The organism is Phycicoccus sp. Root101 (genome assembly GCF_001426245.1).
Classification (GTDB): Bacteria; Actinomycetota; Actinomycetes; order Actinomycetales; family Dermatophilaceae; genus Pedococcus.
Window position 1 is genome coordinate 87,698 of the sequence record NZ_LMCM01000010.1, and the last position, 24,602, is coordinate 112,299.

24 protein-coding genes and 1 tRNA gene are annotated in these 24,602 nt (G+C 71.1%); 19 read left to right on the forward strand and 6 right to left on the reverse strand.

Features of this window, described 5'->3' with window-relative positions; translation table 11 throughout:
• The first annotated feature begins 115 nt into the window (after positions 1–115).
• Both ASC58_RS21165 and ASC58_RS17290 read left to right on the forward strand, forming a co-directional pair.
• Positions 116–289 carry a hypothetical protein gene (locus ASC58_RS21165; RefSeq protein WP_157581435.1) on the forward strand — a complete coding sequence of 58 codons (174 nt, stop codon included), beginning with the start codon at positions 116–118 and terminating at the stop codon, positions 287–289.
• A gap of 128 nt (positions 290–417) precedes the next feature.
• The gene (locus ASC58_RS17290; RefSeq protein WP_056915946.1) at positions 418–681 is read left to right on the forward strand and encodes a DUF6458 family protein; all 264 of its coding nucleotides are present in this window, start codon (positions 418–420) and stop codon (positions 679–681) included.
• A gap of 300 nt (positions 682–981) precedes the next feature.
• On the opposite strand, the gene ASC58_RS17295 is transcribed toward ASC58_RS17290, so the two are convergent.
• A complete protein-coding gene (locus ASC58_RS17295; protein WP_056920185.1) occupies positions 982–2,859 on the reverse strand; it encodes an acyl-CoA dehydrogenase in 1,878 nt (625 codons plus the stop codon).
• A 148-nt stretch (positions 2,860–3,007) separates the two neighbouring features.
• Here ASC58_RS17295 and ASC58_RS17300 point away from each other — a divergent pair, with 148 nt between their 5' ends.
• On the forward strand, positions 3,008–3,535 hold the full coding sequence (locus ASC58_RS17300; protein WP_056920186.1) for a hypothetical protein: 528 nt from the start codon (positions 3,008–3,010) through the stop codon (positions 3,533–3,535).
• Complete coding sequence (locus ASC58_RS17305; RefSeq protein ID WP_235529302.1) at positions 3,528–4,250, forward strand: uridine kinase; 723 nt, start codon at positions 3,528–3,530, stop codon at positions 4,248–4,250. Before ASC58_RS17300 ends, ASC58_RS17305 begins: the two co-directional genes overlap by 8 nt.
• Here the strand turns inward: ASC58_RS17305 and ASC58_RS17310 are convergent.
• A complete protein-coding gene (locus tag ASC58_RS17310; RefSeq protein ID WP_056920187.1) occupies positions 4,236–5,111 on the reverse strand; it encodes a DUF3626 domain-containing protein in 876 nt (291 codons plus the stop codon). The genes ASC58_RS17305 and ASC58_RS17310 overlap by 15 nt on opposite strands.
• A complete protein-coding gene (locus tag ASC58_RS21170; protein ID WP_157598563.1) occupies positions 5,112–5,615 on the reverse strand; it encodes a hypothetical protein in 504 nt (167 codons plus the stop codon).
• Between the two features lie 145 nt (positions 5,616–5,760).
• Here ASC58_RS21170 and ASC58_RS17320 point away from each other — a divergent pair, with 145 nt between their 5' ends.
• The 4 genes from ASC58_RS17320 (at position 5,761) to ASC58_RS17335 (ending at position 8,849) form a co-directional block, all read left to right on the forward strand.
• The gene (locus tag ASC58_RS17320; protein WP_056920189.1) at positions 5,761–6,066 is read left to right on the forward strand and encodes a hypothetical protein; all 306 of its coding nucleotides are present in this window, start codon (positions 5,761–5,763) and stop codon (positions 6,064–6,066) included.
• 100 nt (positions 6,067–6,166) lie between these two features.
• Complete coding sequence (locus ASC58_RS17325) at positions 6,167–7,561, forward strand: NAD-dependent succinate-semialdehyde dehydrogenase (RefSeq protein WP_056920190.1); 1,395 nt, start codon at positions 6,167–6,169, stop codon at positions 7,559–7,561.
• Between the two features lies 1 nt (position 7,562).
• Positions 7,563–8,078, forward strand: coding sequence for a putative immunity protein (locus ASC58_RS17330; protein ID WP_056920191.1), 516 nt, complete (start codon positions 7,563–7,565; stop codon positions 8,076–8,078).
• A 24-nt stretch (positions 8,079–8,102) separates the two neighbouring features.
• The gene (locus ASC58_RS17335) at positions 8,103–8,849 is read left to right on the forward strand and encodes an MOSC N-terminal beta barrel domain-containing protein (protein ID WP_056920192.1); all 747 of its coding nucleotides are present in this window, start codon (positions 8,103–8,105) and stop codon (positions 8,847–8,849) included.
• A 4-nt stretch (positions 8,850–8,853) separates the two neighbouring features.
• Here the strand turns inward: ASC58_RS17335 and ASC58_RS17340 are convergent.
• A tRNA-Gly gene (locus tag ASC58_RS17340) sits at positions 8,854–8,927 on the reverse strand.
• 94 nt (positions 8,928–9,021) lie between these two features.
• Between ASC58_RS17340 and ASC58_RS17345 the strand changes: the two genes are divergently transcribed.
• The 3 genes from ASC58_RS17345 to ASC58_RS17355 all read left to right on the forward strand — a co-directional run bounded on the left by ASC58_RS17345 (position 9,022) and on the right by ASC58_RS17355 (position 11,771).
• Entirely contained in the window at positions 9,022–10,269 is a 1,248-nt protein-coding gene (locus tag ASC58_RS17345) for a low temperature requirement protein A (protein WP_056920193.1), read from the forward strand.
• A 99-nt stretch (positions 10,270–10,368) separates the two neighbouring features.
• Positions 10,369–10,944: a dCTP deaminase gene (dcd, locus tag ASC58_RS17350; protein ID WP_056920194.1), complete on the forward strand. Its 576-nt coding sequence runs from the start codon at positions 10,369–10,371 to the stop codon at positions 10,942–10,944.
• Between the two features lie 158 nt (positions 10,945–11,102).
• Positions 11,103–11,771, forward strand: coding sequence for a S9 family peptidase (locus tag ASC58_RS17355; protein ID WP_056915935.1), 669 nt, complete (start codon positions 11,103–11,105; stop codon positions 11,769–11,771).
• Here ASC58_RS17355 and ASC58_RS17360 read toward each other — a convergent pair.
• Entirely contained in the window at positions 11,768–13,225 is a 1,458-nt protein-coding gene (locus tag ASC58_RS17360) for an aromatic amino acid ammonia-lyase (RefSeq protein ID WP_056915934.1), read from the reverse strand. The genes ASC58_RS17355 and ASC58_RS17360 overlap by 4 nt on opposite strands.
• An 88-nt stretch (positions 13,226–13,313) precedes the next feature.
• Between ASC58_RS17360 and ASC58_RS17365 the strand changes: the two genes are divergently transcribed.
• The 6 genes from ASC58_RS17365 (at position 13,314) to ASC58_RS17390 (ending at position 20,412) form a co-directional block, all read left to right on the forward strand.
• On the forward strand, positions 13,314–14,453 hold the full coding sequence (locus ASC58_RS17365; RefSeq protein ID WP_056915933.1) for an ABC transporter ATP-binding protein: 1,140 nt from the start codon (positions 13,314–13,316) through the stop codon (positions 14,451–14,453).
• 9 nt (positions 14,454–14,462) lie between these two features.
• Positions 14,463–15,110, forward strand: coding sequence for an ABC transporter permease (locus tag ASC58_RS17370; protein ID WP_056915932.1), 648 nt, complete (start codon positions 14,463–14,465; stop codon positions 15,108–15,110).
• Positions 15,107–15,898 carry an ABC transporter permease gene (locus ASC58_RS17375; RefSeq protein WP_056915931.1) on the forward strand — a complete coding sequence of 264 codons (792 nt, stop codon included), beginning with the start codon at positions 15,107–15,109 and terminating at the stop codon, positions 15,896–15,898. Before ASC58_RS17370 ends, ASC58_RS17375 begins: the two co-directional genes overlap by 4 nt.
• A 49-nt stretch (positions 15,899–15,947) precedes the next feature.
• Positions 15,948–16,877: an ABC transporter substrate-binding protein gene (locus tag ASC58_RS17380; RefSeq protein WP_369796257.1), complete on the forward strand. Its 930-nt coding sequence runs from the start codon at positions 15,948–15,950 to the stop codon at positions 16,875–16,877.
• 313 nt (positions 16,878–17,190) lie between these two features.
• Complete coding sequence (locus ASC58_RS17385; RefSeq protein WP_369796261.1) at positions 17,191–19,605, forward strand: LuxR C-terminal-related transcriptional regulator; 2,415 nt, start codon at positions 17,191–17,193, stop codon at positions 19,603–19,605.
• A 39-nt stretch (positions 19,606–19,644) separates the two neighbouring features.
• A complete protein-coding gene (locus tag ASC58_RS17390) occupies positions 19,645–20,412 on the forward strand; it encodes a 1-acyl-sn-glycerol-3-phosphate acyltransferase (protein ID WP_162246872.1) in 768 nt (255 codons plus the stop codon).
• Positions 20,413–20,505: 93 nt separating this feature from the next.
• Here the strand turns inward: ASC58_RS17390 and ASC58_RS17395 are convergent, their stop codons facing one another.
• On the reverse strand, positions 20,506–22,803 hold the full coding sequence (locus ASC58_RS17395) for a (Fe-S)-binding protein (protein ID WP_056917315.1): 2,298 nt from the start codon (positions 22,801–22,803) through the stop codon (positions 20,506–20,508).
• 249 nt (positions 22,804–23,052) lie between these two features.
• On the opposite strand from ASC58_RS17395, the gene cysK reads away from it, so the two are divergent.
• Together cysK and cysE are read left to right on the forward strand one after the other, a co-directional pair.
• A complete protein-coding gene (cysK, locus tag ASC58_RS17400) occupies positions 23,053–23,979 on the forward strand; it encodes a cysteine synthase A (RefSeq protein WP_056915928.1) in 927 nt (308 codons plus the stop codon).
• Between the two features lie 17 nt (positions 23,980–23,996).
• Positions 23,997–24,596, forward strand: coding sequence for a serine O-acetyltransferase (gene cysE / locus ASC58_RS17405; protein WP_056920197.1), 600 nt, complete (start codon positions 23,997–23,999; stop codon positions 24,594–24,596).
• Positions 24,597–24,602: the final 6 nt, after the last annotated feature.

A 24,602-nucleotide genomic window follows, 5' to 3' on the forward strand; every position in this document is an offset into this window, starting at 1 on the left:
CGAACACCTGTTCGAACTCAAGGGGGTTGGTTCAGCACGTTTCGCACCGTTCACCGTGGCCGCGGCCTAGTCTCGAGTCCTCGGCCCTGTCGGGGCCACGGAGAGGTGGGGAACCATGCTCAAGCTGATCCTGCTCCTGCTCATCGTCATCGCGGTCCTGGCGTTCCTGCTCAACCGGCGCGGTGCGACTTTCGAGAAGAAGGGCGACAACCCCTACCAGGGCCGCTCGGCCGAGGAGCACCGCATCACCGGCAACGGCCCGACCGGCGGCATGGGCCCGGGGGCCTGAGCGCCCCACCTTCGCCGGGCGTCATGCTTTCGGCTGTCCCTGCGCGCCATTCCTGCAGGTCAGGCGCGCCGGGTCTACGCTCGCACCCACTGGGTGCAGCCTGCGCCCGCGACCTTCCAGGAGTGAACATGTACATCGGACTGGGCATCTTCCTCATCGTCGTCGGCGCCGTCCTGACGTTCGCCCTCAACGCTTCGGTGTCCGGGATCGACCTCGCCACGGTGGGGTGGATCTGCATGGCTGCCGGAGTGCTCGCCATCCTGCTGTCCCTCGTCGTGACGCGTCGGGCCACGACCGGAGGCGGCTACTCGGCCCGTCGGGTCAGCCACACCGACCCGGCCACGGGCACCCGCGTCGACGAGGTCGACGTCGACCGCGACCGCGGCATCTGAGCACGACGATGCACCACTGAGGGCGGGCCGCTCGTGAGCGGCCCGCCCTCAGTCATGTGCGGATCCGTGTCAGGCCCGGGGGTGACCAATCCGTTCACGGGGGTGGGTCCGAAGAGCATGCAGAGGTCGTGGTTCCGTCGCGCACGGGGGTGCCGAGGGGGTGCGACCGCAGGGGCGTCGAAGGGCTGGATCCGCAGGGGGATGCCAGCCCTTCGCACGCGCCGGGAGCGGACGGCATACCCGTCCGCTCCCGGTGGCCACCCGCTGGTGGCCCCAGCGTCGGTCGCGGGGCCGCGTGGCTCAGAAGGCCGACTCGGGCACGTCCATGAGGGCGTTGTCGGTGGCCTCGGCGATCGCGCGCTCGGCGGCGATCTTCGGCAGGATCGTGCGGGCGAAGAATGACGCGGCGGCGACCTTGCCCTGGTAGAAGTCGCGGTCCTTCGCGGACGCGGTGCCGGACTCGAGGGCCTGGTGCGCGACCTCGGCCTGGCGCAGGAGCAGCCAGCCGATGACGAGGTCGCCGGCGGCGAGCAGCAGCCGGGAGGTGTTCTGGCCGACCTTGTAGAGGTTGGTGACGTCTCCACCGTCCTGGCGCGGGTCGGACTTCATCAGCTCGCCGACCATGAACCCGAGGATCCCCTGGACGTCCTCGAGCCCCTTGCCGAGCAGCTCGCGTTCGCGGTCCAGGGTGCCGCCGATGCTCCCGAGGTCCTTGGCGAACTCCTGGATCTGCATCGCGAGGTAGGACAGGGCCTGAGCCTTGTCCTTGATGATCTTGCGGAAGAAGAAGTCGAGGCCCTGGATCGCCGTCGTGCCTTCGTAGAGCGTGTCGATCTTGGCGTCGCGGATGTACTGCTCGATCGGGTAGTCCTGCAGGAACCCCGAACCGCCGAGCGTCTGGAGCGACTCGGTGCCGAGGAGGACCCAGGCGCGCTCGGACCCGACGCCCTTGACGATCGGCAGCAGCAGGTCGTTGACGCGGCGGGCCGTGTCGGCCGGCGAGTCGGGGGCGATCTCCTCCGAGCCGCTCTCGAGGAACGCCTGGTCGACGATGTCCTGCTGGGTCGCCGTGTACACGACGAGCGCGCGCAGGCCCTCGGCGTACGCCTTCTGCGTCATGAGGGAACGGCGCACGTCGGGGTGGTGCGTGATCGTGACGCGAGGCGCGGACTTGTCGGCCTGCTGCGTGAGGTCGGCACCCTGGACGCGCTGCTTCGCGTAGTCGAGGGCGTTGAGGTAGGCCGTCGACAGGGTCGAGATCGCCTTGGTGCCGACCATCATGCGGGCGTGCTCGATGACACGGAACATCTGGGCGATGCCGTCGTGGATGTCACCGGTGAGGGTGCCGACCGCCGGCTCCTTCTCGCCGAAGGTGACCTCGCAGGTGGTGGAGACCTTGAGGCCCATCTTGTGCTCGAGGTTGGTGACGTAGGCGCCGTTGCGCTCGCCCAGCTCCCCGGTCTCGAGGTCCACGTGGAACTTCGGGACGATGAACAGGCTCAGGCCCTTGGTGCCGGGTCCGGCGCCCTCGGGACGGGCGAGCACGAAGTGGATGACGTTCTCGACCATGTCGGACTCGGCCGAGGTGATGAACCGCTTGACGCCGGTGACGTTCCACGTGCCGTCACCGTTGTCGGTGGCCTTGGTGCGACCGGCGCCCACGTCGGAACCGGCATCGGGCTCGGTGAGCACCATGGTGCAGTGCCACCCCTTCTCGACGATCCACCGGGCGAGCTTCTTCTGCTCGTCGTTGCCGAGGATGTGCAGGAGCTTGGCGAAGGAGTAGGACGCGGCGAACATTGCGATCGCGGGGTTCGCGCCGAGCACCATCTCGTTCATGGCCCACTTGAGCGACGGCGGGACGACCGTGCCGTCGAGCTCGCCCGGGACGTCGACGGCCCAGAAGCCGGAGTCCGTGTAGGCGGCGTACGACTTCTTGAAGCTCTCGGGCATCGTCACCGAGAAGGTCTTCGGGTCGTAGACCGGGGGGTTGCGGTCGGCGTCGGTGAAGGACGCGGCGAGCTCGTTCTCGGACAGCCGCGAGACCTCCTTGAGCATCTCGCGGGCGGTGTCCTCGTCCACCTCGGCGTAGGGGCCGTGGCCCAGGACGTCCTGGCGGCCGAAGACCTCGAAGAGGTTAAACTCCAGGTCTCGCAGGTTGCTCTTGTAGTGGCCCATCGCGGGCACCTCCGCACGGTGTCGAACAGCGTTGTCCCGACCGTACTGGTCGGTAACTTCCATGGTGCTACTGGCGGGTAATGATTGCAACCCCCTGTGGCGAACCCCACCAGAACGGACGATCCGCCGGACGCGGCATACTCGCGGTGTGACTGACCAGAGCCCGACCGAAAGCCGCAGCAGCGCCGCCGATGCTGTCGTGACCAGCGCGCGGGCCGACCTCGAGGCCGGACGGGAGTGGAAGGCCCGGGACGTGCTCGTCGGTCACGTGGCTGGCACCTACGACCCTGAGGCCCTCGCCCTGCTCGGTGACGTCCACGCAGCGATGCGGGACCTGCCGTCGGCCGGCGCCGCCTGGTTCGGCACCAACCGTCGTGGTGCCGATGTCGACGCCGCCGTGGACGCCTGGCGCGACCGGCACGCCGACAACTTCGTGCAGATGTGGCACAGCCTGCCGCGGTCCGTCCGCGACCACGAGGGCAACAAGCGGGTCGACGCGCTGCGCCGCCGCGTCGAGAAGGACCAGCCTGCCGCCGGTCTCGATGCCGCCGAGGGGGACAGCGAGGGCGGCGTCGACACCGCCGTGATCATCGCCGTCGCCGTGGGCATCCTGTTCGTCATCTGCGCGGTGATCGGGTTCGTGACGCTGCTGAGCTGGCTCGTCCCCGGTGTCTGAGCCGGTCCGCCCCGGCCCGCCCGGTTCGCTCGGTTCGCTCGGCGAGCAGGAGTATGGCGCCCGCGCCGCCCTCGTCGCGAAGGTGGCCTCCCTCGTGCCCCAGCCCGTGGGCGACGACTGCGTCAGGGTGGGCGTGGACGGGGTCGATGGAGCGGGGAAGACGGTCTTCGCCGCCGAGCTGGCCGGTGCCCTGCGCGACCTCGGTCGGCCTGTGGTTGAGCTCTCCGTCGACGGCTGGCACCGGGTGCGGGCGGAGCGTTACCGCCGTGGCAGGACGTCACCCGAGGGGTTCTGGCTCGACTCGTTCGACTATCACCGGCTGCTCGCCGAGGCGCTGGTCCCGTTGGGCCGCAACGGTTCTCGTCAGTATCGACCAGCCGGGCACGACGTCGTGACCGACGAGGTCCTGCAGGGTCCGCTCCACGTGGCGCCGGCTGGTGCCGTCGCCGTGGTCGACGGGCTGTTCCTGCACCGGGACGAGCTCGAGGGCGCCTTCGACTTCACGATCTTTGTCGAGGTGCCGTTCGAGGTGTCGGCGGCGCGGATGGCGGTGCGCGACGGGTCGCCCCCCGACCCGGCGCACCCGGAGCTGCGCCGCTACGTCGAGGCCCAGCGCACCTACTTCGCGCAGCGTTCTCCGTGGGAACGCGCTGACCTCGTGGTCGACAACAGCGACCTCGAGCACCCGGTGCTCGTCGAGTCAGCCCGCGACTGAGGGCCCTGCGTCGGCGGAGTCAGGGGCGCCGAATCGAGCGAGGTGGTGCCACACCTGCTTGAGCGCCTGCCGGTCGTGCCGTTCGGTCGCCGCCGCGTGACCGATGACGTCGGGGGTGAGCCACCCTTCGACGGCGACCCGCTCGGCGAGCGCGACGACGTGCTCGCCGCGGTACTCCGGACGGGCGCGGACGACGTCGAGGCCCAGCCGGAAACCGTCGTGCCACTCGACCGTGAGCGGAAGGTCCCTCGCCGCCGACTCGACCGCGGTCCCCCGGAACGACGGGTCGAGCACCAGTGCGTCGACGTCCCGGGCGAGGTCCACGACGCCGTGCACGTGCGCCTCGACATAGCTGTCGAGGTCGTCGGTCATCCCGCTCGCAAGGTCGGCGTCCGCACGAGTCGCCAGGTCGAAGTGGTCGGCGGTCGCGAAGAGGTCGGGCTCGAAGACGGAGTCCGGGTAGCAGAACGTGGTCCGGGCCAACGATTCCCGGGTCAGGCGCAGGTGGGCCGATCCGAACCGGGGAGCTCCGCCGACCGCCCGCCGACGATGGTTGAGCGCGCCATACCTGGGCCGCTCGCGGTCCGGTGCCTCGGCGTACGCGCCGCCGAAGATGCGCTGCTCCCAGCGCCAGCGGGCGCCTCCCGGGTGGGCGGTGAGGCCGCCGTTGCCCGTGCCCGTCTCGAACTGGGAGCGGTAGGTGCCGGCAGCGGCCATCGCCCGCAGGATCGGCGTGCCGCGGAAGTCGCGGTCCGGGTGGAAGTTGAGGGTGACCCGGAGCTCGGTGTCGAGCGGCTCGCCCACCGCCGAACGCTCCACGTGGGCGACGGCAGCCGCTGCCCACCGCGACAGCCCGGTCATTTAGCTCGGGTCGGGCAGGCAGACGACGACCGGCGCGTAGGCGGGGTCGTACGCGATGTCGTGGGCGGGTTCGGCGGTGGACCACTGGGAGGCGGCGCCGTCGACCGCCAGGACGGGGGAGGCGAAGTCCGCGGCGCGAGGATCCTGCGCTGTCGCCCAGATGCCGAGGGCTCCTTCGCCTGTTCCCGCAGGCCCGCCGAAGGCGCCCACCACGAGCCACATCCCGGAGTCCACGTCCCGCTGCGCGCCGGCCCGGGTCACGGTGTTGTTCTCGCCCTTGTCTCGGACGACGCGGTCGACAGCCTTCAGAGCAGCCTTCGACACGGTGACGCAGGGTTCCGCCGGTGCGGGTGGAGTGCTCGTGGTGGAGGCGGTGGGGCTGGCTACCGGGTGGCTCCCGGCGTTCGCGGATGCATCGAGGTCGATGACCTCCGCTCCGAACGCCGAGCACCCGCTCAGGACCAGAACTGCAGTCGCCCCCGCGACCCACCCCCATGTGCGCATGTCTGGAGGTTACCGATTGACCCGGTGGAGCGTGGTCGTCCGCGCATCGGCCCGTTCGGGGGAGGTCGTGCAGGGCCAGGCGCTGGAAGGATCTGCGCCGGATCGGCCCGAGGGGGTCCGACCGCGACAGACCCGAAGGAACGACATGCCCCTGCCACGCCCGACGCCCTCGACGTCGCCCAGGATCGAGCCAACGTGGTGGGCTCCGATCGCCCTGATCTGCGTGTTCGGCTTCTACGCCCCCATCGTGGTCCTCGAGGCCACCCAGCGCGGGACCATCCTCGAGCCTTGGGTCTGCGTCGTCGGTCTCGGAGCGGCGGTGATGGCGATTCGTCACGAGCGTCGCCCCGGTTGGAAGGTGGTGGCGATCCTGGCAGGGCTGTTCCACGTGGTCGTCGTGGGCGTCTTCCTCTTCCTCGGCGCCCTCATGCGTGGATGGGTCTCGCCCTGATCAGTGGCCGGGGCGCCTCGGCACGATCCGGGCACCTCGGCAGGGCACGGCCCGAGGAGATAGTTTCGGGAGGAGAGTCCCGAGCAACAGGAGAAGTGCGATGAGCGACACCCAGACCTCCCCCACCTACGCGATCACCAACCCGGCCACCGGTGAGGTGGAGAAGACGTTTGACACGGCGACCGACGAGCAGGTCGAGGCTGCGCTCGCCGCCGCCCACGCGGCATACACGTCGTGGAAGGACGTGCCGATCGAGGAGCGGGCCAAGGTCGTGCACCGGATCGCGGAGCTGTTCGTCGAGCGCAAGGACGAGCTGGGCGCGATCGCCACCCGCGAGATGGGCAAGCCGCTGAGCGAGGCCATCGGCGAGGCGGAGTTCTGCGGGGAGATCTTCGACTACTTCGCGAACGAGGGCCCGACCCTGGCCGCGGACCAGCCGATCAAGACGTTCTCCGGCGGCAAGGCGGTCGTGCAGAAGCTCCCGATCGGAGCGCTGCTCGGGATCATGCCGTGGAACTACCCCTTCTACCAGATCGCCCGGTTCGCGGCCCCGAACCTGATGCTGGGCAACACGATCATCCTCAAGCACGCCGAGTCGGTGCCCGGTTCCGCGCTCGCCGTCGAGCAGATCATGAAGGACGCAGGACTGCCCGAGGGTGCCTACGTCAACGTGTTCGCGGACCACGGGCAGATCGAGACGATCATCGCCGACCCGCGGATCGCGGGCGTCTCGCTGACGGGATCGGAGCGTGCGGGCGCGGTCGTCGCCTCGATCGCGGGCAAGAACCTCAAGAAGTGCGTGCTCGAGCTCGGTGGCTCGGACCCGTACGTCATCCTCGACACCGACGACGCGGCTGCTGCGGCCGACACCGCGTGGGAGACCCGGATCAGCAACACCGGCCAGGCCTGCAACTCCAACAAGCGGATGATCGTCATGGACGACGTGTTCGACGACTTCGTGGCCCGGCTCACGGAGCACGCGATCGACCTCCGCCCCGGCGACCCGGCGGCCGAGGAGGAGGGGACGTTCGCGCCGCTCTCGTCGCGCAAGGCCGCCGAGACCCTCGCCGAGCAGGTCAAGGACGCGGTCGACAAGGGCGCCACCCTGCACGCCGGCGGCGTCCTGAGCGACGGTCCCGCGGCGTACTACTCGCCCGCCGTCCTCACCGGCATCACCAAGGAGATGCGCGCCTACCGCGAGGAGCTCTTCGGCCCGGTCGCGGTCGTCTACAAGGTGACCGGCGACGAGGAGGCCCTCGAGCTCGCCAACGACACGCAGTACGGCCTCGGCGGCGCGGTGTTCAGCAAGGACCCGGAGCGTGCCATGAAGATCGCGCAGCGTCTCGAGGTCGGCATGTCCAACGTCAACACCCCGGCCGGTGAGGGCGCCGAGGTGCCGTTCGGCGGGGTCAAGCGCAGCGGCTTCGGTCGCGAGCTCGGCCCGCTCGGCATGGAGGAGTTCGTCAACAAGCGGATGTTCTACGTCGCCGACTGACGTGATCCTCCCGTCGGTCAGGGATCCCCGCTTCGTCACCATCCGGCGAGGCGGGACCCTGACCGACGAGCACCACCACCTGCTGGCGCTGTGGGCGGCTGACTGCGCGGAGCATGTGCTCCCGCTGTTCGAGTCGCAGTTACCGGACGACCCCAGACCGCGGGCGGCCATCGAGGCCGCCCGCGCCTGGGCGCGCGGGGAGCTGCCGATGATGAGGACCCGCGCTGTGGGCGGCCACGCGATGGGAGCCGCCCGGCCCCTCGTCGGGGCACCACGCTTCGCCGCGTATGCCGCCGGGCAGGCGGCCGTCGTCGCCCACGTCGCCGAGCACGACCTCGGGGCAGCGGCCTACGCGATCAAGGCCGTTCGGGCGTCGGTGCCTGCCGGGTCGGCCGACGAGGCAGGTTGGCGCGAGTGCGCGTGGCAGCGCGAGCGGCTGCCGTCGGCGATCCGGGGGCTCGTCCTCGAGGACCAGGCTCGGCGCAACGAGATCTGCTGGAACGTGTTCGTCGACTGACCCCGGCCGTGCGAGGGTGCACAGATGCGTGTCCAACGGGTCGGTTTCGCCGCCATCAAGGGGACCCGTCACCTGACCCGGTCGTCGGTCCACCTGACGGCCGACGGTGCCGAGGGCGACCGCAGGTTCGCGATCGTCGACCCGGCCACCCACCACGTGCTGCGGACCGTGGCCCACCCGTCGCTCGCCCGGGTCGAGGCTCGGGTGGACGCAGATCTGCTCACCCTGCAGTTCCCTGACGGCACAGCGTTCTCGGGCTCGACGGATCGGACCGGGGCGCCCGTTACTGGTGACTACTGGGGTCGCCCTGTGCTGCTCCACCCCCTCGACGGGGCGCTGGCCGCGTGCCTCTCCTCAGCCCTGGGGCGCCCAGCCACGCTGTGTGCCTCCGATCCCGGTCAGGTCGTGTGGGGCGCACCCGTCTCCGTCGTCACGACCGGCGCCCTCCACCAGCTCGAGCACGCCCTTCGAGCAGCTGGCCAGGACGTCCCGACGGACCTGGCCGAACGGTTCAGGGCGACCATGACGCTCGAGGCGGCCTCGGATCCAATGCCGGGGAGTCGCCTGCAGGTCGGTGCGGCGGTGATCGAGATCGTCGGCGCGATCGACCGGTGCGCCGTCGTGGACGCAGATCCGCGGACCGGCCTACGCGCTGGCGGTCTACTGGCAGCGCTGGCCCGCCCCGACGGGCCGCCGCTGTTCGGCCTCGGTGCGCGGGTCGTCGAGCCCGGGACGGTCGTCCCGGGCGACCGGGTCGTCGTGATGCCCTGACGCGTGGAGCCGGTGACGAGAATCGAACTCGCGTGTCCAGCTTGGGAAGCTGGCGCTCTACCATTGAGCTACACCGGCGCACGCCGCCCCGAAAGGGCGACGCGGCAGGCAGTCTAACCGACGCCACGCGGCATACCGGACACCCCGTCGCCGGGGGTCGTACGCTCCACTCGTGAGCGCCCTCAACCTCATCCCGCTGGTCCGCCGCATGGGACCGCGGGACCCGCACGAGGCGCACCGCGTCGCCTCGCCGCTCGAGCTGTTCTTCGACCTCGTGTTCGTCGTCGCCATCGCGAGCGCAGCCGCCGAGCTGCACCACGGGCTGTCGGCGGCGCACTACGAGGCGATCCCGGGCTTCGTCCTCGTCTTCTTCGCGATCTGGTGGGCGTGGATGAACTACGCCTGGTTCGCCTCGGCCTACGACTGCGACGACGTGGTCTACCGCCTGCTCACCTTCGCGATCATGGCCGGCTCGCTGCTGCTGGCGGCGGGGGTGCCGGACCTGTTCGACGACGGGCAGTCGGTCGCCGTCGTGACGGGGTATGCCGTGATGCGCCTCGCGATGGTCGCGCTCTGGCTGCGCGTGGCCAGGGGCGACACCCCCCACCGAACCACCGCCATGACGTACGCCGTCGGTATCACCGTCGTCCAGGTCCTGTGGATCGCGCGGCTCGCCCTGCACGGCGACGGCGTGCTCTACCTGACGTTCGGTCTGCTCGTCCTCGCCGAGATCACCGTCCCGGTGGTCGCCGAACAGCGAGGTGGGGCAACGCCGTTCCACCCGCACCACATCGCCGAGCGGTACGGCCTGTTCACGATCATCGTCCTCGGCGAGGTCATCCTCGCCAGCGTCCAGGCGATCCAGGGCGTCCTCGCCAAGCCCGTCGTCGAGGGCAGCAACGCCGGCCACGCGGTCGGGCCGGCCGCGGAGGGTGGAGGTGGTCAGGGGCTGACCCCGGGGCTGGTGATGCTCGCGGTCGGAGGACTGCTCATCGTGTTCTCCCTGTGGTGGCTGTACTTCAAGCGCGAGCACGTCGACCTCATCGGCCAGGGCCGCACGATGACGTGGGTCTTCTCCTACGCCCACGTGTTCGTCTTCGCGGCAGTCGCGGCCGTGGGTGCGGGTCTGGCAGCGGCGGTCGACGTCGTGGAGCACGATGCCGTCGCGTCGTCGCGGGCGATCGCCTTCGCCCTCGCCGTGCCCATCGCCGTCTACGCCATGGTCCTCGCGGCCCTCCACGCCGGAGCCGACCACGACCCGCGCACCGCGGTGCCGGCCGTCGCGCTGTCGGTCGTCGTCCTCGGGGTCGCCGTCGTCGGGCCCGACATGCCGCTGGCCGTCCTCCTCATCGGCCTGGCCATGGCCGGTGCAGTCGCCCAGCACGTCGTCGTCGCCCAGCGCCGCCTCGCCGCGGCCTGACCACCCCGCCTTGCCGCGGCCTGCCAACCGGCAGCGCTGGGGCCGCCGCGGGCTGGCGAACCCGGCCACGCGCCATACCTCGGGCGTTAGTCTCTCCCCGTGCTGCTCAGCGACCGTGACATCAAGGCCGAGATCGACTCCGGACGGGTGGTCCTCGACCCGTGGGACCCCGAGATGGTCCAGCCGTCGAGCGTGGACGTGCGGCTCGACCGGTTCTTCCGGTTGTTCGACAACCACAAGTACCCCTACATCGACCCGGCGGAGGACCAGCCCGACCTGACCCGCCTCGTCGAGGTGGAGAAGGGTGAGCCGTTCGTGCTGCACCCGGGGGAGTTCGTCCTCGGCTCGATCTACGAGGCCGTCACCCTCCCCGACGACGTCGCCGCCCGCGTCGAGGGCAAGTCCAGCCTGGGTCGCCTCGGCCTGCTGACCCACGCGACGGCCGGGTTCGTCGACCCCGGGTTCACCGGCCACGTCACGCTGGAGCTGAGCAACGTCGCCACCCTGCCGATCAAGCTGTGGCCGGGGATGAAGATCGGCCAGCTCTGCTTCTTCCGCCTCTCCTCGCCGGTCGAGAACATGTACGGCAGCGCCAAGTACGGGTCGCACTACCAGGGCCAGCGCGGGCCGACGGCGAGCCGTTCGTTCCAGAGCTTCCGCACCACCGACGTCTGAGCGCAGGCGGGCGGCGCCCGGACGCGGGCGGGCTGTGTCCGAGCGCACGGCATAGTCGCGCGGGTCCGGGCGTTGAACCGCACGATGCCCTCGAGCCATCCGGGGGCGCCCCGGCGTCGAACACCAGACGTCGTCCCTGTTCGAGGAGAACCACGCCCATGCCCGCCGCACGCCTGCTCTGGCCCACCGAGGTCGAGAACCCCCGCGCGATCGTCCTGGTCCTGCACGGCGGCCGTTCCAAGGGTCGCGGCCCCGTGCGCCCGTGGCAGGGAGCGGTGCTGCGCATGCGACCCTTCGCGGCCGCCGTGGCGCGTGCCGGTGAGGGGGAGGTCGCCGTGGCCGAGCTCCGGTATGCCGTGCGTGGCTGGAACGGTGCCGAGGCCAGTCCCCTCGCGGACACCCGACTGGCGCTCGAGCAGATCGCCGCGAAGTACCCCGGTGTCCCGATCGGCCTGCTCGGCCACTCGATGGGCGGCCGGGTGGCGCTGCACCTCGCCGACGACGAGCGCATCCACGCCATCGTGGCCCTGGCGCCCTGGGTGGAGGGACCGGACCAGCCGCGCTGGCACCCCGACCTGCACCTGCTCGTCATGCACGGGTCGCTGGACCGGATGACCTCCGCGAAGGCCTCCCGCGCGATGGCGACGGCGATGGAACGGCTCGGTGCCGACGTCACCTACGAGCGCGTCGACAACGACACCCACGCGATGCTCCGCCGAGCGGGGCACTGGCACGAGCGGTCGGCCGACTACCTCGTGCAGCACCTGCTCGTGGAGCCCTACCGGGCCGACACCCGGGTCGGACAGGACGAGCACCGGTCCCGCTAGCGCTCCTGTGGGGTGTTGACGGCATACCCCTCGACGATGCGTTCGGCGACGACGAGCTCGGGGGACAGGTCCCGGTCCTCGAAGCCCGAGGGGAGCTGCGCACACTTCGCGAGCGCGGCGGCGAGCTCACCGACCGGGGCGACGCCGCGCATCCGGAGCGCCCGCACGGCACACACGAGCTCGACCGCGAGCATCCGGCGGTAGGCGGCGGTCGCCTCGCCGAGTCGCACCGCTGCCATGCCGGCGAAGGACGCGTCGTCCTCGATGCCCGCCGACACCCCGGCGGTCTGGACGCTGGAGGGAGTGGAGGCGTGCCCACGGATCGTCGAGAGTGCCGACGCGGCAACGTATTCCGCGATCAGCACACCCGACGAGCCGGCCGTGGCGTCCGACAGGAACAGCGGCAGGCCGCTCGCCGAGTCGGTGAGCACGTGGCTCACCCGTGACTGGACCGCCTGCGCCGAGCGCGTGAGCGCCAGCAGGGCGGAGTCCACAGCCAGGACGAGGTATGCCGCGTGGAAGCCACCGTGGTGGGTGACCCGCCCGCCGTCCTCGCTCACCGTGAAGAGCGGGTTCTCCGAGGCCGTGTTGGCCGCGGTCTCGACCACCGCCTTGAGGTCGGTGACCGTGTCGAGGACCGGGCCGTGGACCTGCGGCCACGTGCGCAGGCCGAAGAAGTCCTGCAGGTGCGCGGGTTCGCCCGGCTGGCCGTCGAGGAGCTCGCGCAGGACGCGGGCGACCTCGCGGGCGCCGTGGAACGGGGTCGCGTCGGCGGCGGTGGTGCTGACGGCCTCGGGGTTGCCGCGCAGGGCGACGAAGCTGAGGGCGCAGACGGTGTCGGCGGCCCGGGCCAGCGCGTGCAGCGACGCGGCATGGAGGCCGGTCTCTGCGATCGCGAACGCGTTCGAGGACATCAACGGCAGGGCGTCGGCCGAGCTGAGGGCGAGGTCGGCACGACGGTGCCCCCCGACCCGGTCGCGTTCGCCGATGAGCGCCAGGCCGACCTCGGCCAGCGACGTGAGGTCGCCGGTGCCCAGCGACCCGTACCGGTGGACGACGGGGAGGTCGGCGGACGGTGCACCGACGAGGGCGGCCAGCGCGCTCGCGAGCTCCGGGCTGGCGCCGCTCCCACCCGCCAGGAGCTGGTTGGCGCGCACCGCGAGGGCTGCCCGGACGACGTGGTCCGGGACGACCGCGCCCCAGCCGGCGGCGTGCGAGCGCAGCAGCCTCAAGCCGTGGTCCACGGCGGAGTCCGTGCTCTCCTCGCGGGCTGCGCCGACACCGGTGGTGCGGCCGTACACCGGGCGCTCGGCGCTGATGGTCGCGGCCAGCTCGTGCGAGGCGGCGGCCCGCGCCAGGGCCACCGGTTCGGCCGTGGTGAAGGTGCCCGCAGCCGCGAGGAGGAGGCCGTCGAGGTCGAGGCTGCTGCCGTCGAGCGCCAGGGTGTGGTCCACCGCGCCAGTATCGCGCGAGGGGCCGGCAGGTCTCGGTCCGGTCTCAGGAGGACTGCGCTGGTCAGTGCCCTGCATTAGGTTGGCACGCATGATCGTCTTCGACGGGGTGACCAAGAGGTATCCGGATGGCACCGTGGCCGTCGACGAGCTGAGCCTCGAGGCACCCACGGGCCAGATCACGGTGCTCGTCGGCCCCTCGGGCTGCGGCAAGACCACCTCCCTGCGCATGATCAACCGGATGATCGAGCCCACCTCCGGCACGATCACGTTGGACGGCAAGGACACGAAGCGGATGAAGGAGGCCGAGCTGCGACGCGGCATCGGCTACGTCATCCAGCACGCGGGCCTCTTCCCGCACCGCACCGTCCTCGACAACGTCGGCACCGTGCCCCGCCTGCTCGGGATGGACCGTCGCGAGACCGAGAAGCGCTCGATGGAGCTGCTCGAGCGCGTCGGCCTCGACCCGGCGTTCGCGAAGCGGTACCCCGCCCAGCTGTCCGGTGGGCAGCAGCAGCGCGTCGGCGTCGCCCGTGCGCTCGCGGCGGACCCGCCGGTGATGCTCATGGACGAGCCGTTCAGCGCTGTCGACCCCGTCGTGCGGGAGCAGCTGCAGGACGAGTTCCTGCGCCTGCAGGGGGATCTCGGCAAGACGATCGTGTTCGTCACGCACGACATCGACGAGGCGATCAAGCTCGGTGACCAGGTCGCGGTGCTGCGCGTCGGGGGCAAGCTCGCCCAGATCGCCGAGCCCGCCTACCTGCTGTCCCACCCGGTCGACGACTTCATCGCCGACTTCGTGGGCCGTGACCGCGGCTACCGCGCGCTGTCGTTCCAGCAGACTCCGCGACTGCCGCTCGCGTCCGAGCGCACCGTGGCCATGGGCGAGTCGGTCAAGGACATCGACGCCGACTGGGTGCTGGTCGTCGACGACGGCAACCGCCCGCTGGGCTGGGTCGAGCCCAAGCGGGTCGCCGGTGACGTCACCACCGAGGTGCTGCACCGCGGTGGCACCGTCGCGCGGGCCAGCGGTCCGCTGCGCGCCTCCCTCGACGCGGCCCTGTCGAGCCCGAGCCGCCGCGGCGTGATCGTCGACGACGCGGGCGCGCTGGTCGGCACGGTCCGCGCGCACGAGGTGCTCACCGCCATCGAGGAGACCGACCGCCCGGAGCTCGAGGACCCCCAGCGCCCGGGTGCCGCCCAGGCGGCCCCGCGGACGTCGGGCGCCTGAGGCGTTGCCATGACCTGGTTCATCGACCACCTCGACCTGGTGTGGACACGCACCCTCCAGCACGCCTACCTCGCCGGCCTGCCGCTGGTGATCGGCCTGCTGCTCGCGCTCCCGCTCGGGTGGCTGGCGCGTCGTTACCGCCCGCTCTTCGTGCCACTCATCGCCGGGTTCGGGCTCCTCTACACGATCCCCAGCCTCGCGCTCTTCGTGCTCATGCCGGCCATCATCGGCACCCAGATCATCTCCCCGACGAACGTCATCGTCGGCCTGACGCTCTACACCCTGGCCCTGCTCGTGCGCACCGTCGCCGACGGCCTGGGTGCGGTGCCGGAGTCGGTCAAGCAGTCGGCCACGGCGATGGGCTACACGCCGGTCAAGCGGTTCTTCGCGGTCGACCTGCCGCTGGCCGTCCCCGTGATCTCGGCCGGGCTGCGGGTCGCTGCGGTCAGCAACGTGAGCATCGCCAGCGTCGCGACCATCATCGGCATCCCCCAGCTCGGGTTGTTCTTCTCCGACGGTTTCAGCCGTGACTTCTACGACCCGCTCATCGTCGGGATCGTCGGTTGCGTGGTGCTCGCCCTCGTCTTCGACGGCGTGATCCTGCTTCTCACCCGGGCCTTCACGCCCTGGGTCCGGGCGACGGGGAGCCGCGCATGATTCCCAACATCCTCGGCTGGCTGTTCGACCCGGCCCACTGGTCGGGCTCGGACGGCATCGCGTCGCGCATCGTCGAGCACCTCTGGTACTCCGCCCTGGCGATGGTGCTCGCCTGCCTCATCGCCATCCCGGCGGGCCTGGCCATCGGGCACACCGGCCGCGGCCGGTTCCTGGCCGTGAACCTCGCGGGTGCGGCCCGCGCCATACCCAGCCTCGGCCTGCTCTACCTCATGGTGCTCTGGCTGTTCCCGAAGCTCGCGGGGGACTCCGCGTTCCTCGTGCCGGCGATCATCGTGCTCGTGGTGCTCGCGATCCCACCGATCATGGCCGGCGCCTACTCCGGGGTGGAGGGTGTCGACCCGGGAGCCCGCGACGCGGCCAAGGGCATGGGGATGACGGGGATGCAGGTGCTTCGGCAGGTGGAGGTGCCCTGCGCCCTGCCCCTGATCTTCTCCGGGGTCCGCTCCGCCATCCTCCAGGTCATCGCGACCGCGACCCTGGCGGCCGTCGCCGGCACCGGGGGGCTCGGCCGGTTCATCATCGACGGCCAGAAGGTCCACGAGTTCGCGCAGATGGCCTCCGGCGCGATCCTCGTCGCCGTGCTGGCCCTGGTCATCGACCTGCTCATGTCCCTGGTGCAGCGATCGGTCGTCTCACCCGGCCTCGGCGCCGGCCCGGCCACCTCCGGGAGGGCGGGGCGCCGATCGCGGACAGCCCCTTCCGGGAATACCCCTGTCGATGTAGAGATTGACTCCTCCGGGCGTACCGTTGACGCTCCGGCCCGTTGACCACCGAGTTCATCGATTCGTCGAAGTCACCACACTGAGGAGCAGGACCGTGAAGCTGAGTCGCATCACCCTGACCATCGCCACCGCTGCGGCCCTGATGGCCACCGCGGCGTGCGGCAACTCCGGGGGCGACCCGCTCGCCTCCACGAGCAGCTCGTCGTCGGGCAGCGCGGCAGCCGGGGGCATCACCGTCGGCTCGGCCGACTTCCCCGAGAGCGCCCTGCTGGCCGAGATCTATGCCGGAGCCCTCGAGGCCAAGGGCGTCAAGGTCACCAAGAAGCTCAACATCGGTGCCCGTGAGGCCTACATCCCGGCGCTCCAGGACGGGTCGATCGACCTGATCCCGGAGTACACCGGCGTGCTCCGTGACTACTTCAAGAAGGGCCAGACCGGCACCGACGCCGACGCGGTCTACACCGAGCTCAAGTCCTCGGTACCGGCTGCCCTCACCGTCCTGGACAAGTCGGCCGCCGAGGACAAGGACGCGCTGGTGATGAAGAAGTCCCGCGCGGACGAGCTCGGCGTGAAGTCGATCGCCGACCTCAAGGGCAAGAGCCAGGACCTCACCGTCGGTGGTCCCCCGGAGTGGAAGACCCGCGACACGGGCATCCCCGGGTTCAAGAAGATCTACGGCCTGGAGTTCAAGCAGTTCCGTCCGCTCGACGCCGGCGGCCCGCTGACCCTTCAGGCGCTCAAGAACGGCCAGATCGACGCCGGTGACCTGTTCACCACCGACCCGAGCATCGCCGAGAACGACCTCGTGGCCCTCGAGGACCCCAAGAACATGTATGCCGCGCAGAACGTCGTGCCGCTCATCACCAAGAGCAAGAGCAACCCCACCGTCGAGGGTGCGCTCAACGCGGTGTCCGCCAAGCTCGACACCACGACCCTGGCGGCCCTCCTCAAGGAGGTCGTGAGCGACAAGAAGGACCCCGACGCGGTGGCCAAGGAGTTCCTCTCCAAGAACGGCCTCGGCTGACCGCCCCGTCCATCGGCGGCCGCCTGACGGCGCCGGACGCGCGCGGACGGACGCCTGACCGCGTCTGACGGGCCCGGACGTGACAACGGCCGAGAGAGGATCCCCCCGGAACCTCACTCGGCCGTTGTCATCGGGTCCCCCGACCCACATGAGCCGGGTCCGTGGCCGCCGGACACGCCCCTCCACGTCTCCCGTGGCCACAGGTCCTGCTCGTGTCGGGTCCAGCCTGTCGGCGGCCGCCCGGGAGGGCATCGGTAAAACCACCGATATTGGCCGGGTGTCTGGGTAGCCTGATTGGGTGCTGACACCGTGCGTGGGGCGCGATGACGTTCTCGATCGCCTCCGCCTACTCCTCGGGAGCCACCGGTGGGTGACCCTGACCGGCGCCCCGGGCTGCGGCAAGACCCTGGTCGCCCGGCACGTGGCGGCATCGGCCGCGGCCAGCGCCTGGGTGAGTGGGCACACGAACCCCACCGCCGACACCCTCGTCACCGCCTGCCTGGACGCGCTCGGCGCGGAGGTCGCCCCCGGGGACTCGGCGGCGATGGCCCTCAAACGAGCCCTCGACGGGCGCGACCTCCTGCTCGTCCTCGACGGGGTCGACTCGATTGACGGGCTGGGCGAGATCGTCAACGACCTCGTCGAGGACGCTGCGGCGTTCCGCCTCCTGTGCACGGCGACGACGGTGGCGGGACGCACCCACGAGAACGTCCTGCGGATCCAGCCCCTGCCGGTCCCCACCGCGTCGCAGCCCCTCGAGGGAGCCGCGGTCGAGCTCCTCCTAGCCCGCGTCGCCGCAGCAGGCGGGCACACGGTGGACGTCGTCCAGCACGACCGCACCCTGCGTCGGCTGCTGCGGGCCAGTGGTGGCCTGCCGTCCCTGATCGAACAGCTCGCGGTGCAGATCGCCCTGATCGGCGTGAGCGACGTGGCCCCCGTCGGGACGATGGGTGAGGCCGTCCGCGGTTCCTACGACCTCCTTGACGAGGACCAACGCAGGTGCTTCCGTCGCCTCGCGGTCGTCGGTCGACCGGTCGGCCTCGATGCGCTGGCCGACCTGTGCGAGGTGTCCCGGCCCGCGGCGGTCCAGCTCGCCTCGGCCCTGGCCCGCCGCAGCCTCGTGGAGGTGCAGTCCGACGGACGGTTCGACATGCTCCCGCCGCTGCGCGAGGTGGGACGGGAGCTCGCTCGGGCGACCGCGGACGAGCAGGAGGCGATGGACGGCCTCCTGCGCTGGGCCGACCGGGCCATCCCGGAGGGCTACAACACCGGAGCCGCTGATGCGCCGTGGCTCGCCGAGGTGCCGCTGGTCGCCGCCGCCGTCCGGCATGCCGCGGCCGACGACGCTCGACGCCCGGAGGCGTACGACCTCGCCAACCGTGCCTTCTCCTCGCTCTACACCGCGATGCGCGCCCGCGACGCGGTGGACCTGCTCGAGTCGGTCCTCGACAGCGGTGACGGCCCGGCGACCATCGGCTCGCAGCTCGCCCGGCGGGCCGGGATCTGTGCCTCCGAGGTTCGCGGCACGTACGAGGGCCTGCGCCTGCTCGACCGGGCGGAGCAGCACGCCTCGGGTCTCGAGGACGGAGCGCGCAGCCTGGAGTTCGCCCGCAACGCCGCGATCCGCGCCGAGATGCACCTCGACGCCGGCAACCTCGCGCAGGCACGCGCCGACGCCGAGCGGACCCTCCTGCTCGGCCAGCACGACCCGTACGTCGTCCGCCAGGTGCGTCGGACCCTCATGGACGTGTGCGTCGCCAGCGGTGACCTGGCGGAGGCCGAGCGGCTCGGTGCCCTGATCGTCGACGCCCCACCTGCCGACGAGCGGTGGATCGCCCTGTCGGCGCGCACCCTGCAGGCCAAGGTCGCCTGGGAGCAGGGTCGACTGGTCGAGGCGGAGTCGTTGGCGCTGTACGCCCTCGCCCAGGCCCAGGAGCTCCACGAGGACCGCATCGCCTTGCTCGCCGACACCGTCGTGCGGCTGGTGACCGGCCGGCCGGGTGCCGAGCTCGACGTCGACATCGAGAACCTCCCGTGGGCCGTGCGCGTCGTCGTCCAGCTCCAGGACGCCCGCGACCTGCTCGCCGCCGGTGACCTCGGCCGCGCCGCCGGCCGGGCGGCGGACACGGTGGTCCTCGCCGACAGCAGCCGGCTCGGCCGCGACGGCGTGGAGGGCCGGCTGCTCGTCGCCGACGCCCTCATGGCCACCGGCGACCCCACCCAGGCCCGCCCGTCCTACCTGTCCGCCCTGCGTCGGGCCACTGACATCCCCATGCCCCTGCGCGCGGCCGATGCGCTCGACGGCCTCGCCGCGGCCGCGGAGCCGGGCACGGCGGCATACCGGCAGCTGGCGGGAGCTGCGGCAGCGCTGCGGGCGCCGCGCGGGGCGGCCGGCCGCACCCGCCCCGGTGTCCCGTATGCCGCGGGCTCACCGCGCGACTGCCCGTCGAGCTGGGTGTCCGGTGGTCACCTCACCCCCGCCGGGCTGGCGGCCGTGACCGACCTCGCGACCGGCGACGAGCCCGAGGTCGTCTCGGCGCTGGGGGTGCTGACCCGGGCGGAGCGGGCGGTGGCCGAGCTCGTGGCCGAGGGCCTGACCAGCCGGCAGATCGGCGAGCAGCTGTTCGTGTCGCCGCGCACTGTGGACGCGCACCTGTCGCACATCTTCCGCAAGCTCGAGATCAGCACCAGGGCCAAGCTGGCCGCGCTGATGGCCGAGGTGGCGTGAGGGTCCAACCGTGAGCGGCGTCGGCTCCGAATGACCGGCGTGCCCGACCTGACCTACCGACTCGTGATCCGCGCCTGCCACGTCCTGTTCCGGGCGCTGGGGCTGCGGATCGACGTCCGGGGTGCGTACCGCCTGCCGCAGACCGGACCGGTCATCGTCGCGGCCAACCACAGCAGCTTCATCGACTTCATGTTCGTCGGGCTGGTGGCGACGGCCAGGGGGCGGCTGGTGCGGTTCATGGCCAAGAAGTCGGTGTTCGACGCACCGGTCTCCGGTCAGCTGCTGCGCGGGATGCACCACATCCCGGTCGACCGCGCCCACGGCGAGACGGCGGCCCGTGCGGCGTACCGCGCCCTGCTCGCCGGCGAGGTCGTCGGCATCTACCCGGAGGCGACGATCGGTCGGGCGTTCGTCGTCAAGGACCGGGTGGACGTCAAGCGCGGCGCCGCCTACCTGGCCCTGCGGACCGGGGCGCCGATCGTGCCGGTCGCGCACTGGGGGGTGCACCGCATCTTCACCGTCGGGGGACGCTGGAGCCTGCGCCGGGGCACCGCCGTCCAGGTGCTCGTCGGCGACCCGATCACGCCGATGCCGGGCGAGGACGCCGAGGCGCTGACGACGCGGGTGCACGACGTGCTCGTGGGGATGGTCGAGCGGCTCGTGGACGCCTACCCCCAGAAGCCGGCGCAGCCGCATACCGCGTGGTGGTGGCCGGCCACGCGCGGTGGCGCGGCCCCCGCAGCAGACGAGGCGCGCCACCTCGACGAGGAAGCGCGCCTCAAGGCCGACGCCGGCCGCCGCGGCTGACGGGTCCGGACGACCCCGACCCTCGCTTTGGGTGCCCAAGTGGTCGGAAATCCGACCGTCTGGACACCCAAAGCCGGGGTGGGGGGCGAGGGGTCAGACGGGGGCGGGCTCGCTCGTCGCGGCCTCGGTGGGCACGTCGTCGCCGGGGCGCTTCACCGCGGCGAGCAGCATCTGCGCGACGTCGACGACCTCGACCTCTTCGGCCTTGCCCTCGGACTGGGCCGCGGTGAGGCCGTCGGACAGCATCACCCGGCAGAACGGGCAGCCGATGGCGATCCGCTCCGCCCCGGTGGCGATCGCCTCCTCGGTGCGGTTGGTGTTGATCCGCGTGCCGAGCTTCTCCTCCATCCACATGCGGGCGCCGCCGGCGCCGCAGCAGAACGACTTCTCCTTCGTGCGCTCCATCTCCTTGAGCTCGACACCCGGCAGGGCGCCGATGAGCTCGCGGGGCGGGGCGTAGACGCCGTTGTGGCGACCGAGGTAGCAGGGGTCGTGGTAGGTCACGGTCTCCGCGGTCGAGGCCACGTTCTTCAGGGTCGACTTGCCGGGGGCGTCAGCAGGCCGGGCCACCGGGACGAGCTTCTTCTCGCGCACGAGGCGGTTGAGCAGCTGGGTGTGGTGGACGACCTCGTACTTGCCGCCGAGCTGCGGGTACTCGTTCTTGATCGTGTTGAAGCAGTGCGCGCAGGTGACGACGATCTTGGTCGCTCCCACCTCGTTGAGCGTCTCGACGTTCTGCTGGGCGAGCATCTGGAAGAGGAACTCGTTGCCGGCGCGGCGTGCGGAGTCACCGGTGCACGACTCGCCGTCACCGAGGATCGCGAACGAGACGCCGGCTTGGTCGAGCAGCTCGGCCACGGCGCGGGTCGTCTTCTTGGCGCGGTCCTCGTAGGCGCCGGCGCAGCCGACCCAGAACAGGTAGTCCACGTCGTCGGCAGAGTCCACGTCCTGGCCGAGGATCTTCACCGGGAAGGGCAGGTCCTTGGCCCAGTCGAGGCGGGCGCGGGCGGCCATGCCCCACGGGTTGCCCTTGTTCTCGAGGTTCTTGAACAGGCCTCCGAGCTCGTTGGGGAACGCGCTCTCGATGAGGTTCTGGTACCGCCGCATGTCGACGATCGCGTCCACGTGCTCGATGTCGACGGGGCACTGCTCGACGCAGGCACCGCAGGTGGTGCACGACCACAGGACGTCCTGGTCGATGACGGCGTCGGGGCCGTGCGGGTTGTAGGCCGCGAGCGGGTCGGTGATCGAGTAGCCGGTGTCGCCGATGAGCGGCACCTCGGCGAGGGCGGCCGCGCCCTCACCCAGACCCTCGCGCTCCGACTCCGACGCCAGCAGCCACGGCGCCTTGGCGTTGGCGTGGTCGCGCAACGTCATGATGAGCATCTTGGGGGACAGCGGCTTCTCGGTGTTCCACGCCGGGCACTGCGACTGGCAGCGGCCGCACTCGGTGCAGGTGGAGAAGTCGAGCAGGCCCTTCCAGGTGAAGTCCTCGACCTTGCCGACGCCGAGCGCCGCGTCCTCGTCGAGCTCCTCGATGTTCTCGAAGTCGACCGGCGCCCCGCCGACCATGAGCGGCTGGAGCTCGCCCAGCGACGTGCGTCCGTCGGCGTGACGCTTGAAGAAGATGTTGAAGAACGCGAGGAACCGGTGCCACGCGACCCCCATGGTCGGCGTGAGCGAGATGGTGATCATCCACGCGAACGAGATGAGGATCTTCACCGCGGCGACCACGACGATCACGGTCTCGAGCGTCGACGCCGACCCGCCGAACCCGGCACCCAGCCAGGCGGTCAGCGGGTAGTGCAGGGCCGTCGCGTGCTCGTCGCCGGTGGCCTGGCCCAGGGCGTACTCCAGGGCCCGCAGGCTGATGATGCAGATCGTGACGCCGAGGATGGTGAGCTCGACGTAGTAGGCCTGCCAGAAGTTCGAGCCGAAGAACCGCGAGCGCCGCCCGCCCTCGCCGGCGGCGCTGCGCGGGTGGTTCTTCTGCCGGATCGCCATGAGGGTGAGGATGCCGACCAGGCCGGTCCACGCGAAGAACTCGGTGACCCACTCGTAGGGGAAGAAGTGCCCGATGAGGGGGAGCGCGAAGTCCGGCTTGGCCAGCTGCCCGAAGGCGTTCACCAGCGTCAGGAACAGCACGCCGAAGCTGATCATCGTGAACCAGTGCGCCACCGCGACGACCGGGAGCCGCGACATGCGGGTGTGCCCGAGGAACTCGCGCAGCAGCGTCACGGTGCGCGTGCCCTTGTCCCCGGTGCGGGTCGCGTCCGGCGAGCCGAGGCGGAACACGGACAGGAAGTGGCGGATCACGCGGGCGAAGAGGGCGATGGCCACGAGCGTGACCACGCCGCAGACGACGAGCGCGACGATCTGGAGGGCAGACATGGCGGTCATGCTACCCGCGGGTAAGCGTCCGCTTACCGGTTTGTGACCCGGCTCAACCGCGTGGCGTCGGACCGGTCCCCGTGCCGGTACCGGACCCGTAGCGGCCGGGGCGCGGACGGCCGTTGCACCCGTCATAACGATCTGTTGGAATATCCATAACGCGTTCTTCGCTTGCCTGAGAGAAGGACACGACAGCCTGCCCAACGCCGCGCTCGAGGTGAGCCCGCGGCATACCGAAAGTAGAGGCGCATGCCGATCCACGACGACGTGACCCAGCTCATCGGCAACACCCCGCTGGTGCGCATCAACCGCCTCATCGACAGCGACGCGACCGTCGCCGCGAAGCTGGAGTTCTACAACCCGGCCTCCTCGGTCAAGGACCGCATCGGCGTCTCGATCATCAACGCCGCCGAGGCGTCCGGCCAGCTCGAGCCCGGTGGCACGATCGTCGAGGCGACGTCCGGCAACACCGGCATCGCGCTCGCGATGGTGGGCGCCGCACGCGGGTACAAGGTCGTGCTGACCATGCCCGAGACCATGTCCAAGGAGCGCCGGGCCCTGCTGCGCGCCTACGGTGCCGAGCTCGTCCTCACCGAGGGAGCCCTCGGTATGAAGGGTGCGGTCACGAAGTCCGAGGAGATCGCCGCCGAGCGTGGCGGCGTCCTCGCGCGCCAGTTCGCCAACGAGGCCAACCCGGAGATCCACCGCAAGACCACGGCGGAGGAGATCTGGAAGGACACCGACGGCGAGGTCGACATCGTCGTGGCCGGCATCGGCACCGGTGGCACGATCACCGGCATCGGCCAGGTGCTCAAGCCCCGCAAGCCCGGTCTGCAGATGATCGCCGTGGAGCCGGAGGAGTCGCCGATCCTCAACGGCGGCCAGCCCGGCCCGCACAAGATCCAGGGAATCGGCGCCAACTTCGTGCCCGAGATCCTCGACCGCGACATCTACGACGAGGTCATCGACATCAACGCCGAGACCTCCGTCGAGTGGGCTCGGCGAGCCGCTCGCGAGGAGGGCCTGCTCGTCGGCCTGTCCTCCGGCGCGGCGCTCGCTGCCGCCGACCAGGTCGCCCGTCGCCCCGAGAACGCCGGGAAGACGATCGTCGTGATCATCCCGTCGTTCGGCGAGCGCTACCTGTCGACCATCCTCTTCTCCGACCTCCTCGACTGACCGGCGGCGCACCCCTCGTGACCCTTGCCCTGTACGCGCGGCGCGCGCGGAGCCGCATCGTCGACGACCTCGACGCGGCCATCGCGCGCGACCCCGCGGCGGCCTCCCGGCTCGACCTGGCGCTCAACTCCCCGGGGTTGCACGCGATCTGGGCGTACCGCGCGGCGCACCGGCTGTGGTTGCGCGGGGGTGCGGCCAAGCCGTTCGCCCGGCTGCTGTCGACAGTGGTGCGGTCACTGACCGGCGTGGAGATCCACCCCGGTGCCACCATCGGCCGTCGCTTCTTCATCGACCACGGCATGGGGGTCGTCATCGGCGAGACCGCAGAGGTCGGCGATGACGTCATGCTCTACCACGGGGTCACGCTCGGCGGCCGGTCGATGCAGAAGGTCAAGCGCCACCCGACCGTCGGCAGCCGCGTGACCATCGGCGCCGGTGCCCGCGTCCTGGGCCCGGTCGACATCGGTGACGACGTCCAGATCGGCGCCAACTCGGTCGTCGTCAAGGACGTCCCCACCGGCGCGATCGCGACGGGGATCCCCGCCGTGATCCGCTTCCCGGAGGGTCGCGAGGACCCCTACGAGCTCATGTTCAAGGACCCGGCCATCTGGATCTGACGCCCT

Coding starts and splice junctions, on each gene's coding strand:
- cysK (WP_056915928.1), top strand. CDS start 23,053: ATGCCGATCCACGACGACGTGACCCAGCTCATCGGCAACACCCCGCTG.
- ASC58_RS17365 (WP_056915933.1), top strand. CDS start 13,314: ATGATCGTCTTCGACGGGGTGACCAAGAGGTATCCGGATGGCACCGTG.
- ASC58_RS17395 (WP_056917315.1), bottom strand. CDS start 22,803: ATGTCTGCCCTCCAGATCGTCGCGCTCGTCGTCTGCGGCGTGGTCACG.
- ASC58_RS21170 (WP_157598563.1), bottom strand. CDS start 5,615: ATGCGCACATGGGGGTGGGTCGCGGGGGCGACTGCAGTTCTGGTCCTG.
- ASC58_RS17310 (WP_056920187.1), bottom strand. CDS start 5,111: ATGACCGGGCTGTCGCGGTGGGCAGCGGCTGCCGTCGCCCACGTGGAG.
- ASC58_RS17290 (WP_056915946.1), top strand. CDS start 418: ATGTACATCGGACTGGGCATCTTCCTCATCGTCGTCGGCGCCGTCCTG.
- ASC58_RS17355 (WP_056915935.1), top strand. CDS start 11,103: ATGCCCGCCGCACGCCTGCTCTGGCCCACCGAGGTCGAGAACCCCCGC.
- ASC58_RS17375 (WP_056915931.1), top strand. CDS start 15,107: ATGATTCCCAACATCCTCGGCTGGCTGTTCGACCCGGCCCACTGGTCG.
- ASC58_RS21165 (WP_157581435.1), top strand. CDS start 116: ATGCTCAAGCTGATCCTGCTCCTGCTCATCGTCATCGCGGTCCTGGCG.
- ASC58_RS17325 (WP_056920190.1), top strand. CDS start 6,167: ATGAGCGACACCCAGACCTCCCCCACCTACGCGATCACCAACCCGGCC.
- ASC58_RS17370 (WP_056915932.1), top strand. CDS start 14,463: ATGACCTGGTTCATCGACCACCTCGACCTGGTGTGGACACGCACCCTC.
- ASC58_RS17295 (WP_056920185.1), bottom strand. CDS start 2,859: ATGGGCCACTACAAGAGCAACCTGCGAGACCTGGAGTTTAACCTCTTC.
- ASC58_RS17335 (WP_056920192.1), top strand. CDS start 8,103: ATGCGTGTCCAACGGGTCGGTTTCGCCGCCATCAAGGGGACCCGTCAC.
- ASC58_RS17320 (WP_056920189.1), top strand. CDS start 5,761: ATGCCCCTGCCACGCCCGACGCCCTCGACGTCGCCCAGGATCGAGCCA.